Raw genomic sequence first — 11,387 nt, 5'->3', positions numbered from 1 at the left:
GATGGCGGTGAGCGCCTCGGTCGCCGACCCCATCCCCTGGATGCCCGCCGGGTCGTTCTCCGGGCCGACGATGACGAAGTCGTTGAACATCAAATCGCGGCGGTTGATGCCGTAGCCGTTGCGCATGAACTCGTCTTCGAGGCCGCGAGCGTGGACCATCACTACGTCCGAGTCCCCGTTGCGAGCTGATTCGAGGGCGGCACCGGTTCCCTGCGCGACTGCGTCGACGGTCACGCCGTACATCTCCTCGAAATCAGTATGGATCTCGTCGAGCAGTCCAGTGTCGTAGGTGCTCGTCGTCGTCGTGAGTGTCAGCGTTTCGCCGGCCACCTCCGGCTGGACGTCGTCCTCGCTTCCGATGACCTGTCCGCACCCGGCCGTGCTGGCGAGTACCCCGGCACCCATCGCCGAGAGGAACTGACGTCGTTGTATCGGCATAGATACACCGTTGGACTGATACCTGATATAGATTTCGTCCCCGCAGTAACCGATACTAGTTACGCATCTTCAACTCCTAACGGAGCGGCTATTTCGTCGTACGTGGAGTTTCAATCACCTATTCGCGGGATAAATGGGAGTTTTGGCGACGGGTGTACTCGCCCGGTATCGGTTACTCTCCGTCCACGACCGCGTCCGCGAACGGCAGGGCACCTCCGACGAGTAGCCGGACCGAAGGAGGCAAGCCACGGACCGTGCCCGGCGTACTAAGCCGCTGGCGGTGGAAGCGACGGCATGCTCGGCCCCCTCGTCGGCGACCCACCCGACTACGCCCTCTCCGACGACGAAGTGCCGTGGGTGCTGGGCACCCACCTGAACGCCGAATCCGGCCCCCTCGCCCGCGCGCCCGACGGGCGCCGCGTCCTGCTGGTCGAAGCCCACGACTTCGCCCGGCGAAAACCCTTCCACCACCAGAAGCTGACACTCGTTTTCGGCGCGATGCGGGCGTTCCGTGACCGCCTCGAAGCGGCGGGCCACGACGTGTCGTACATAAAAGCAGATACCTTCGGTGAGGGCCTGGCGGCGTTCTTCGCCCGACACCCCGAAACGACGCTCGTGACGATGCGGCCGCCGAGTCACGGCGCCGAAACCCGCCTCCGGGAGGTGGTCGACGAGGCCGGTGGCGACCTCCGCGTCGTCGAGAACGAACTGTTCGTCAGCACCCGGCAGGCGTTCGACGAGTGGGCCGACGAGGATGGCGACTCGTTCCGCCACGAGAACTTCTATCGCTGGATGCGCCGGGAAAGCGGCGTCCTGATGGACGGCGGCGACCCCGAGGGCGGCGCGTGGAACTTCGACGAGCAGAACCGGGCGTTCCCGCCCGACGACTGGGAAGCGCCGCCGAAACCGCCCCTCGAGAGTCGCGACGACGTCGCGGCGGTCCACGAGTGGGTCGGCGAGGAGTTCGACGTCTGGGGCGAGTCGGCCTTCGCGCCCGGCGACGAGAGCGAGGGGTTCGTCTGGCCGGTCACCCGCGAGGGCGCGCTCGCCCGCCTCGAACAGTTCCTCGACGAACGCCTCCCCGAGTTCGGCCCCTATCAGGACGCCATGCTCGCCGAGGAGTGGGCGATGGCCCACGCCCTCCTGTCGCCCGCCATCAACCTCGGCCTGCTCCACCCCGTCGAGGTCATCGAGGCCACCGAAGCGGCCTACGGGGAACGCGACCTGCCGCTGAACTCCGTGGAGGGATTTATCAGGCAGGTCCTCGGCTGGCGGGAGTTCATCCGACACGTCTACCGCCACACGATGCCGGACCTCGCCTCGGCCAGCCAACTCGACGTGGACCGCCCCCTGCTCGAGTTCTACTGGAACGGCGACACCGACATGAACTGCCTCTCGGAGACGGTCGACGACGTCCGCGCTCGGGGCTACGCCCACCACATCCAGCGGCTGATGGTGCTGTCGAACTTCGCGACGCTGTGGGGCGTCGACCCGGCGGAACTCAACGACTGGTTCCACGCCACCTACGTCGACGCCTATCACTGGGTCACGACGCCGAACGTCGTCGAGATGGGCTCGTACGGCGCCGGCGTCTTCGCCACCAAGCCGTACGTCGCCTCGGCGAACTACGTCGACGACATGTCCGACTACTGTGCGGACTGCGCCTACTACAAGACGAAAGCTACCGGCGACGACGCCTGCCCGTTCAACGCGCTCTACTGGGACTTCCTCGACCGCAACGAGGAGCCGTTGCGTTCGAACCACCGGATGAGCCTGATGTACAGCCACGTCGACGACAAGCGCGACTCCGGGGAGATTGACGATATTCGAGCGCGCGTCGCCGAACTGCGCGAGATGGCCGCTGACAGCGAGTTATAGTCACCCACCGTTCGCGACGGCTCCCTCGAAGTCTTCCCCGAAGACGAGGAACAGCAGGACGCCGACGACGCCGACGGCGGTCGCCGTCGCGAATGCCCTCTCCGGCGAGAAGGCGTAGATTGCGCCGCCGATAGCCGCCGAGGGAATGACCACGACGTTCCTGACGAGGTAGTAGGAACCGGTTACCCGCCCGCCAGCGCCCTGCTCGGCGGGGCCGACGATGAGCGCCTTATGCGCGGGCAGACCGGCAAACCGGAGTCCCGAGAAGGCGAACAGCAGGGCGAGAACGGCGGCACTCGGCGGCGCATTTATAAGCAGGACCGGGAAGACGGCGTAGACCGCAAAGCCGAGGGCGACGACGGGTTTGAGCCCGACCCGACGCGAGAGCCGCGATATCGGCACCATCACCAGCAGCGCGACGAGCATCTCGATCGCCAGCAGAACGCCGAAATACGCGTCGGGGCTCAGGCGGCCGACCAGCGGCAGGGAGACCCCGACTGCGAGGAACTCGGTGACGACGATGACGAAGAAGACGTAGACCATGCCGTTAGCGAACCGGACGAAGGTATCGGCGACGAGTAAGGGCCGCAGTTCCTCTGGCATCGACCGGAGGTCGTCGACGATGGTCCCCACGCCCTCGAAGGATTTGCCGAGGCTATCTTCCTCGACCTCGTACAGGAGATGCTGGGCGACCGTCGCCCCGAAGCCGAAGGCCGCCGCGACCGCGAGGATGACCCGGAAGCCGGTCTCGAAGGCGAAGACCGTCAACACGCCCGCCGCCAGCAGGGGGCCGAGCAGAAAGGCCGCCCGCCGGACGGTCTCGGTCGTCGCGAACCCGGTCGCCAACTGGTCTGGGGCGACGGCCTGCTTGACGATGGCGAAGGTGGCGCCGAGACCGAAGGACTTCCAGCCCTGCGCGAAGACGAGACCGAGGAAGATTCCGACCGGGATGACCGCGGGGTCGAGCCAACCGACGACCACCTCGTAGCCGAAGACCTCGACTGTCGTTCCGACCGGCGGGACGACGACGGTTCCGAAGGCGTCGGCGAAGAGCCAGACGAGGAAGCCGACCGTCGAGGCGAGGCCGAAAAGCGTCAGCGCAAAGCGGGAACCGATACGGTCCGAGACCGCGCCGCCCGGATACGGGTAGACCGCCGAAATCAGGTTTCCGAAGGTACCGAAGAGGCCGATAGCGACCGCGCCGGCACCGAGAACCGACATGTACCGCGGGACGTACCGACTCGTCATCTGGAAGCCAAGGCTGAAGGCGAACATCGCCACGGAGAGGACGAGTACGTCCCGTTCCAGGGCGAGGACCTGCCGGACCGTGCCACGGAGGCCCTGCTCCGAATCGGGGTCGGTATCGGCGTCGCCCGCCGTGTTCATGACGAAACGTCCACAGGGCGACTACAAAAGGCTCCGCGATGCCGTCGGTCAGCGCCGGAGGGCGACCGCGACGGCGACGAGCGCGAGGACGGCGACGACAGCCCCGAAGCCAGGGCCGTCACTATCGGTTTGGCCGTCAGGGGTGCCGTCGGTCGGCGAGGCGGTCGCCGTCTCCTCGTCGCCCGGCGTGATGCCCGTGACCACCACGGGGTCGCTCTCGAGGTCGTCGCTGACCGCGCGGAACTCGTTTTCACCGGCCGATTCGATGGTGACGGTGAGTTCGCCGTTGGCGTCGGTTTCGCCGACGGTCTCGTTGTTCCGCTGGACGGTGATGTTCGACAGCGGCTCACCGTAGGAGTTGACGACCCGGAGGCGCGTCGATTCGCCGACGACGACCTGTTCGTTCTGCCGTTCGACCGTCAACGTTGGGACACGCTGGGCGGCGATTTCGATCGCCTCATCGGATTCCCGAACCCGGAGTTCCTCGCTGGATTTGGTGTAGTTGTCCTTCACGACGGTGATCGTGTATTCGGTGTTCACCGGCACGCTGAGGGAGGCGGTCCCGCCGGAGGCTCGGACCCGCGCGACTTCACCGTCGGCGTCGTCGACGCGAACTGACGCCTCGTCGAGTTCCTGCGGCGGGTCGAAGTGGTCGTCGACCACGGTGACTTCGAGGCGAACGGATCCGCGTTCCAGCGAGATCGCGTGGCTGCTATCGACGCGGACCCGCTCGGTGATCGTCTCCCGGTAGTAGCCGGGTTTGACAGCGCGTATCCGGTAGATACCCTGTTCTATCGTTCCCGACTCGAAGCGGCCGTCGGCGTCCGTCTGGCCGCGAGCGACCGGTCGGCGGTCCTTCCGGAATTCGACGGTCGCGTTGGCGAGTGGTTCGTCCTCGGCGTCGGTCACCGCGACGGTGCCCTGGCCCTTCAGCGAGACGCGCATCGTCACGTCCTGTTCGGTCGCGTCCTCGACGATCACGGGGAAGTTACGCGTGTAGTCCTCGTGGTCGACTTCGAGCGTTACGTCGGCGCCCTCGGGGACGTCGACGAACGCACGGCCGTTACTCGCAGTCGTCGCCGTCCGCTCGCCGCCGTCCCACGAGGCCGTGACCGTCGCGCCGTCGATCGCCGCGTCGTTGCCGTCGACGACCGAGACGGTCAGCGTGACCTGCGATTGGGTCGCGGCGGCCGCCGGCATCATCAGCAACCATGCGATCATCGCAGCGGCGACGGCTAGACTTACCAACCGGTTCATATCTGATTCTCACCGCGTGACCACTTAGTTTGGCTGGGCCGTTTCGATGGGCGATTTCGAAGGGAAAAGAAGACCTACCGGTGACGGGCGGCGACGAGCGCCGATGCCAGCGCCGCGAGTGCCGCGAGTGCGCCGAAGCCGGCACCGTCGCCCTGCGAGTCGGCGGGGCTCTGTTCGTCGGTCGAGTCGCCCTCGGTCGCCGTCGATCCGTCCTCGGTGGCGGTCGATTCGTCCTCGCTCGTCATCTGGACGTTCCGCGCCGAGAAGTGGTCGATACCGATGGCCACGTCGGTCGTCGCCTCGGCGCTGGAGGATTGGGAGACGTAGTATCGGGGCTGGTCGCCCTCCATCGCGGACTGTTCGACCGCGCTGTAGGAATCGGCCTGTGCGGCTGCGTTGCCGTCGACGTAGACCTCGATGTCGCCCGCGTTCTCGAAGGCCTCCTCGGAGACGGTCGTTAGGACGACCTTACCTTCGCTTTGGGTCCGCTCGACGGTCATGTTGACCTCGTTTTCGGCCGACGAGGTGACCTCGACGGACGTGTCCTCACCGTATTCGATGGCTTCGACGGCGGTCTCTTGGCCGGATTCGGCGGACTGCTGGACGTAGACCTCGGCGGTCGCCGTCCCGTTGGCGATCATCTTCTCGGTCTCCTCGTCGTCGTCGCTCCGCTCGCCGTCGTACTGCCGGTAGACCAGTTCGCTGCCCTGTTCGAGTTCGGAGTTGACCTCGCCCTCGTCGTTGACGACGACCTCGCCGTCACCGACGACGATGAAGGTACCCTGACTGCCGTCGTCCTTGGTGACGACGACGCGCTCGTCGCTTTCGGATTCGGCCTCACCGCTGACGTTGACGTTGACGACCTGACTCTCGCCGTCGGCACGGACCTGCATCACGCCGCGCTGGTTGTCGTGGGCCTCCATCTCCGCGCCGCTCTCGGAGCTGATCGTCGCGCTGGCGCGGGCCTGACTATCGATCTCGAGACCCGCCGCGTCGATGTCGGTCGTGGATTCCAGTCCCGCATCGACGCCGCTGTCGGCCTCGCTCGCGGACTGGACCGTCACGTTCTCGACGATGACGTCCCCGTCGACCGCGTAGTCGGCCACGGCGTTACCCGTCGTCTGGAACTCGATGTTCGCGCCACTGTACGCTTCGCCGTCTGCCTGTTGGGTTGCGGCCGCCGGTGCAGCCGCCATGCTGACCATCGAAACGGTCATTAGCAGTGCTAATGCCGTCGCTTTGAACCTCATGCCCGGTTTGCCCGACGCTCCGCGCATAAATTATGTGGCCGATCAAGGGACGGATGATCATGCGTCCTGAGCGGCCGGAACGGGCCCGCGACGGCCGTTACACGCAACCGTTAAAAAGCCGACTGACTAGTCAGTCAATAATGGTCGAGGAGACGCGGGAGCGAATCATGGAGGCCACCTACCGGACCCTCTGTGAGTACGGCTACGCTTCCCTGACGATGCAGGACATCGCCGACGAGTGTGACTGCAGCAAGTCGCTTCTGCACTACCACTTCGACACCAAGGAGGACCTGCTCGTCGCGCTGCTTGCACACCTCCTCGAACGCTTCGAAGAGCGGGCCGACACCACCGACGCCGACCCCCGGGACCAACTGGTCGGCCTCGTCGAGGGGTTCCTCTTCGGCGACGAGCGCAACCGCTCGGAACACCGGGCGTTCCACACCGCCCTGCTGGAGCTCCGCGCGCAAGCCCCCCACAACGAGACGTTCCGCGATCAACTGGCCGAAAACGACGCGCAGGTCCACGCCACCGTGGCGGCCGTCATCGAGCGCGGCATCGACGCCGGCCGCTTCCGGAACGTCGACGCCCCCCGAACCGCCGCCCACCTGCTCGCGGCGGTCCAGGGCGCCCGCATCCGGTGGGTCACCCTCGGTCACGACACCGCAGTCGATACCATCCACGAGGCGCTGGTCAGCGACGTCATCGACGGCTGGCTGGTCGCCGAATGAAAGACCGGTCGGTCAACGTCACCGACGGCGACCTTTTCAAACCCCTCCTGGTGCTGTCCGCGCCAATCATCGGCTCGCAGGTTCTACAGGTCGCCTACAACCTCGCCGACACCTTCTGGGTCGGCCAGTTGGGCGCCGACGCCGTCGCCGCCCTCTCCTACTCGTGGGCCATCGTCTTCCTGATGGTCTCGGTCGGCGGCGGCCTCACAACCGCCGGGACCGTACTGGTCTCCCAGCACAAGGGGTCGGGCGATTTCCGCAAGTCCCACCACGTCGCCGGCCAGACGATCTCGTTCGTCACCCTCGTGGCCGTGGCCTTCGCCGCCGTCGGCTACGTCGCCGCCCCCTACCTGCTCGCACTCATCGGCGCCACGCCGGGGACCGACCCCCACACCTTCGCCACCGACTACACCCGCGTCATCTTCCTCGGTATCGTCTTCATGTTCTGGTTCTTCATCTTCGACGCGCTGATGCGCGGGTGGGGCGACACGAGGACCCCGCTCTACCTGATGGCCGGCAGCGCGACGCTCAACGTCGTCCTCGACCCCTTCCTCATCCTCGGGTTCGTCGACAACCCCCTCTTCGCGTGGGTCGGCATGGAAGCCCTCCAGAACCAGCTATTCGCCCTCACCGGCTTCGAGGGCTTCGGCGTCATGGGCGCGGCGATCGCCACCGTCATCGCCCGCTTCTTCCCGGCCGGCATCGGGATGTACCTCCTGCTGTTCGGCAACGTCGGCCTCTCGCCCTCCCCCAGTGATTTCGTCCTGAAGGCCGACACCGTCAGGAAGATCCTCGACATCGGCGCCCCGACCGGCGCCGAACAGGGCCTCCGGTCGGGCGGCATCGCAGCTATGACCGCCATCATCGCGCTGGCCGGCGACGACGCCGTCGCCGCCTACGGCATCGTCAACCGGCTGGCCTCCCTGCTCTTCCTACCGGCGCTCGGCTTCGCCCGCGGCACCGAGACCGTCGTCGGCCAGAACCTCGGGGCCCGACAGCCCGACCGTGCCAGACGCGCCGTCCTCCTCGCCAGCGCCACCGTCGCCAGCATCTTCCTCGTCGTCGTCGCCGCCGCCTACCCCTTCGCGGAGGCCATCACCGGCGTCTTCCTCCCGCCCGGCGAGGCCGCCTCCGAAACCGTCATCGAATACGGCGCCACCTACATCCGCATCGCCGGGCCCGCCTACGTCTTCCTGGGCGTCTTCCAGATCACGCTGGGCGGCTTCCGCGGCTCCGGCTCGACGCGCACCGCCATGCTGCTGTCGGTCCAGGAGCTGTGGGTCTTCCGCATCCCGCTTTCCTTCGTCTTCATCACCGTCCTCGGCTGGGGCGTCGTCGGCGTCTGGTACGCCGTCGCCATCTCCTTCGTCATCAGCGCGCTGACGACCGGCGCGTGGTTCCTCCGGGGGACCTGGACCGACAACGTCGTCGACCCCGAGGACGTCGACGCACCCGGGGATATCGAGGTGGCGGACGACTAGAACACCTCACTTTCGTGCCCGCTTTTTGCACGCTTCGGCGGATGTTTATAGAAAGTACGAGGCGAAACCCCACGGCTTCAGCCGTGGGAGGAGGTCAAAGACATGCTTATCGACCGCTGACGATTCCACTAGTTTGGATAGATGTTCTTCGCGGCGTGCAAGATATAGAGGGTGAGTTCAGCATAATGGGTTCATTCATTCCGTGTAGGAGCCGAGAGACCACCCGACCACTGAACCTGCGAATCGGTTAGTTGGATTAGAATACCCCGGTGATGAAACCAACACCCATAATGATGAGGGCAGCCGCGGAGAACGCTGGAAGATACGGCGTGTACTGCTCAACCTTCTCCTCAAAACGCTCGTAGCCCGCGATCAACAACATCGTCAGTCCGACGATTCCGGCGATGACCGTGATGGCGTACGCGCTCATCAATTCGAGACAGTAGGTAGACCCGGCACAGAGGGCGATAATCTCGAATTCTTCCTCGTGAGCAAACCCCAGCAGGAAAGCGAACCAGGCGATTCCGAACAATCCTCTTTCAGCAACGGCATCAGAACTCTCGTGTGCATGTGAGTTCCCACCGACGAATGGAAGTACGCGCTTCAGGCGAGAGACGAGTCTCTCGCCGTCCTGAGACTGTAGATGGTCGTGGCTATCTCCGTGGCTGTGGTCGTGTGCGGAGTGTTTTGCCGACTCGTGATTGGGACTCTCGTGTTGGTGAGAGTGTTCGGTCTTGTGACCGCCATGCGAATGGCCGTGGTGATATTCTCGAATACCGAGACCGATGAGCAGGACACCTGCAATCAAACTGACCGGGCCGCCCGCCTGGACACCACCCAGAACAGTGAGTGGTTCGTTGATCTGTGTGAGACTGAAATAGGATTTCGCGTAGAAGAACGCGCCAACCATCGCGATACTACTGATGAGGTGCCCGACACCAAGGATGAAACTCGCCGCAAAGCCGTAGAGCCACTTGTTCGTCTGATCCAACGCGTACGAGGCCGCAACAGGCCACCCATGACCAGGTTCAACCCCGTGGACAGCCCCGAGTGCGATCGCACCGAGCAATAACCCGAACGTGTCTCCTGGAACCATCCCCATACCCTGAACTCGGCAAGAGCGCCGAATAACGGTTGTTAATACCTAATTGGGGGAACCGTCATACTCGGGACTCTTGTATCCTGGGCACCGAGTATGACCATATGCGAACGAGTTTCAATATCCCGGATGCGGTCGTTGAGGAGTTCGATCATGTCTGGCAAGACGAGGGACTGGACAATCGGTCGCGGGCGGTCCGTGAGGCGATGCAGGAGTACATCGAGTCACATTCTCGACTCGAAGACCTCAGCGACGACGTTATCGCGCTCGTCGCCTTCGATTACCGCCATCACGAGGTGATCGGGGAACTCCACGGTGTCCAACACGACTATCAGGACGTGATTCTCAACACGAGTCACACCCACCAAGGGGAGTGGTGTCTAGAGTCCCTATTCTGCCAAGGGACCGGTGAACGTGTTCGAGAATTAACTTATCGACTTCGTGACTTCGACGGCGTGAACCGAGTGAAAATTATGGTGATTCGGGATAACTGAGCGTGGTAAACGTCCCGTGAATTCGCTTGCTCAGTCCGCTGCCGTTGCCGTATTTCCGGCTGATTCGGATGGTGTGTTCAGATAGAGATAGATCAACACGAGAATCAAGACGACTTGGACCGCCTTGTCAATGTAGTCGACCATCCCGTATTCTGACTTGGCCACGATCCAGAGTGGGAATTGCACGGCCGTATACGGAATCCCCACCAAATAGAGTAGTCGCCGCCGGTAGTCGAAGAAAAAGAGTACAAGTGCACCAGCGTAGCCGACGCCTGCAAGTGCAACGGGAATCCGCCCCTCGACGAGACCAGCATACACGTGGAGAACACCAGTAACGACGACTAGCACAACTGCTAGCCACTGGAGTTGGGTGAGTGATCCTATCCGACTCGTGGAGCTATCTTGGGTATTCATTACAATACTACTCTGTACCAGACAGGAGATAAGGACTGTTATTATCCGACTGCGGGTGTCATCATACGCCATGTAATAGGTCTTTGCGGCGGGGTCTCGGTTATAGTGGCTATAGTTGCGATTTTGCTCAGGAAAGACCATTATCCACACAACTGATCCGGTCGGGCGTTACTAGCTATACATTGAGATGACCAGTCTCAACTACTGATCACAGAAACCGCTCGTCGGCTTCTTTTGAGTGAATCGTCGACTCCGAGGCGGTGAGCCACCCGGTATCCACGTCAGCTGGAACGTCGAACTCGGGAACAAATGGCTTGATGTCCAGCAACGGTGTCTGATCGACGACATCGATACCGTTGACGGTTACCGTTTCATCTGTAATAGATTCGATCTCGACGACAGAGAGGCCGATTGGATTCGGACGCTGCGGGGCTCGCGTCGCAAAGACTCCCCGTTTCTCGTCATTGAGGAACGGTTCGACCTCCATCGAAGCAGCGTCGTCAGACGCATGAAAATGATACAGCAAGATACAATGCGTAAATCCGTCGAGATCCCGCAGTCCATCTGCGTACGCTTCCTCGAGTTCGACAGTCCCTTCTACAGCAGCGTCTCCGACCGGTTGGATCGGCATTCCCTCCGGTGATTCGAAAGCTGTGCGGATTACCCCGATCGGCTCGTAGCCGAGGTGATCTTCGGACACACCGGTCGTTCAGGCTTCGAGCGACAAATCAATTCGTGACCGAGACGCGCCCTGTATTCAGCATGGTACTTCTGATAGATTGCGGGTAGGTCTCGACTGCCGGGCCTATATTGACCGATTCAACACAGCAGAGTACGAGGGCAGATGAGCCACTGACCCCTCAAACGGGCAATGGTCCTCGCTCAGGTCGGTTCGACGCGCTCGGCGACCTCGGCGACTTCCTCGGCGGTGAAGGCTGCCAGCGGCCCGGCCGTCGTCTGGA

Annotated in this window: 11 protein-coding genes; 4 read left to right on the top strand and 7 right to left on the bottom strand. The window is 63.5% G+C overall.

Annotation, left to right across the window (positions count from 1 at the left end):
* On the bottom strand, positions 1-438 hold a 438-nt coding region (locus V5A53_RS08890), incomplete at its 3' end, for a substrate-binding domain-containing protein (protein ID WP_332313246.1).
* 294 nt (positions 439-732) lie between these two features.
* Here V5A53_RS08890 and V5A53_RS08885 point away from each other — a divergent pair.
* The gene (locus V5A53_RS08885; protein WP_332313245.1) at positions 733-2,316 is read left to right on the top strand and encodes a cryptochrome/photolyase family protein; all 1,584 of its coding nucleotides are present in this window, start codon (positions 733-735) and stop codon (positions 2,314-2,316) included.
* On the opposite strand, the gene V5A53_RS08880 is transcribed toward V5A53_RS08885, so the two are convergent.
* The 3 genes from V5A53_RS08880 to V5A53_RS08870 form a co-directional block, all read right to left on the bottom strand.
* On the bottom strand, positions 2,317-3,702 hold the full coding sequence (locus tag V5A53_RS08880; protein ID WP_332313244.1) for an MFS transporter: 1,386 nt from the start codon (positions 3,700-3,702) through the stop codon (positions 2,317-2,319). It lies immediately after the preceding gene.
* Between the two features lie 48 nt (positions 3,703-3,750).
* Positions 3,751-4,959 carry a carboxypeptidase-like regulatory domain-containing protein gene (locus V5A53_RS08875; protein ID WP_332313243.1) on the bottom strand — a complete coding sequence of 403 codons (1,209 nt, stop codon included), beginning with the start codon at positions 4,957-4,959 and terminating at the stop codon, positions 3,751-3,753.
* A gap of 74 nt (positions 4,960-5,033) precedes the next feature.
* Positions 5,034-6,209 (bottom strand): hypothetical protein, encoded by a 1,176-nt coding sequence (locus tag V5A53_RS08870; RefSeq protein WP_332313242.1) that lies wholly within the window; start codon positions 6,207-6,209, stop codon positions 5,034-5,036.
* A gap of 140 nt (positions 6,210-6,349) precedes the next feature.
* Here V5A53_RS08870 and V5A53_RS08865 point away from each other — a divergent pair, with 140 nt between their 5' ends.
* Both V5A53_RS08865 and V5A53_RS08860 read left to right on the top strand, forming a co-directional pair.
* Positions 6,350-6,937 (top strand): TetR/AcrR family transcriptional regulator, encoded by a 588-nt coding sequence (locus V5A53_RS08865; protein ID WP_332313241.1) that lies wholly within the window; start codon positions 6,350-6,352, stop codon positions 6,935-6,937.
* On the top strand, positions 6,934-8,418 hold the full coding sequence (locus V5A53_RS08860; protein ID WP_332313240.1) for an MATE family efflux transporter: 1,485 nt from the start codon (positions 6,934-6,936) through the stop codon (positions 8,416-8,418). The genes V5A53_RS08865 and V5A53_RS08860 overlap by 4 nt, the downstream gene beginning before the upstream one ends.
* Before the next feature lie 256 nt (positions 8,419-8,674).
* Here V5A53_RS08860 and V5A53_RS08855 read toward each other — a convergent pair whose 3' ends face one another.
* Complete coding sequence (locus V5A53_RS08855; RefSeq protein WP_332313247.1) at positions 8,675-9,514, bottom strand: hypothetical protein; 840 nt, start codon at positions 9,512-9,514, stop codon at positions 8,675-8,677.
* Positions 9,515-9,621: 107 nt separating this feature from the next.
* On the opposite strand from V5A53_RS08855, the gene V5A53_RS08850 reads away from it, so the two are divergent.
* Positions 9,622-10,011, top strand: coding sequence for a CopG family ribbon-helix-helix protein (locus V5A53_RS08850; protein WP_332313239.1), 390 nt, complete (start codon positions 9,622-9,624; stop codon positions 10,009-10,011).
* Positions 10,012-10,041: 30 nt separating this feature from the next.
* Here V5A53_RS08850 and V5A53_RS08845 read toward each other — a convergent pair whose 3' ends face one another.
* Both V5A53_RS08845 and tsaA read right to left on the bottom strand, forming a co-directional pair.
* Positions 10,042-10,425, bottom strand: coding sequence for a DUF7475 family protein (locus V5A53_RS08845; RefSeq protein WP_332313238.1), 384 nt, complete (start codon positions 10,423-10,425; stop codon positions 10,042-10,044).
* A gap of 208 nt (positions 10,426-10,633) precedes the next feature.
* A complete protein-coding gene (gene tsaA, locus V5A53_RS08840; RefSeq protein ID WP_332313237.1) occupies positions 10,634-11,125 on the bottom strand; it encodes a tRNA (N6-threonylcarbamoyladenosine(37)-N6)-methyltransferase TrmO in 492 nt (163 codons plus the stop codon).
* Positions 11,126-11,387 lie beyond the last annotated feature (262 nt).

The sequence above is a fragment of the Natronomonas sp. genome, assembly GCF_036625485.1.
In the GTDB taxonomy this organism is placed as follows: Archaea; Halobacteriota; Halobacteria; order Halobacteriales; family Haloarculaceae; genus Natronomonas.
This window is presented reverse-complemented; position numbering and strand designations above follow the sequence as displayed.

Bases quoted from the DNA above. Each gene is read 5' to 3' on its own strand.
- V5A53_RS08855 (WP_332313247.1), bottom strand. From the start codon at position 9,514: ATGGTTCCAGGAGACACGTTCGGGTTATTGCTCGGTGCGATCGCACTC.
- V5A53_RS08870 (WP_332313242.1), bottom strand. From the start codon at position 6,209: ATGAGGTTCAAAGCGACGGCATTAGCACTGCTAATGACCGTTTCGATG.
- V5A53_RS08850 (WP_332313239.1), top strand. From the start codon at position 9,622: ATGCGAACGAGTTTCAATATCCCGGATGCGGTCGTTGAGGAGTTCGAT.
- V5A53_RS08860 (WP_332313240.1), top strand. From the start codon at position 6,934: ATGAAAGACCGGTCGGTCAACGTCACCGACGGCGACCTTTTCAAACCC.
- V5A53_RS08880 (WP_332313244.1), bottom strand. From the start codon at position 3,702: ATGAACACGGCGGGCGACGCCGATACCGACCCCGATTCGGAGCAGGGC.
- V5A53_RS08885 (WP_332313245.1), top strand. From the start codon at position 733: ATGCTCGGCCCCCTCGTCGGCGACCCACCCGACTACGCCCTCTCCGAC.
- V5A53_RS08875 (WP_332313243.1), bottom strand. From the start codon at position 4,959: ATGAACCGGTTGGTAAGTCTAGCCGTCGCCGCTGCGATGATCGCATGG.
- V5A53_RS08845 (WP_332313238.1), bottom strand. From the start codon at position 10,425: ATGAATACCCAAGATAGCTCCACGAGTCGGATAGGATCACTCACCCAA.
- V5A53_RS08865 (WP_332313241.1), top strand. From the start codon at position 6,350: ATGGTCGAGGAGACGCGGGAGCGAATCATGGAGGCCACCTACCGGACC.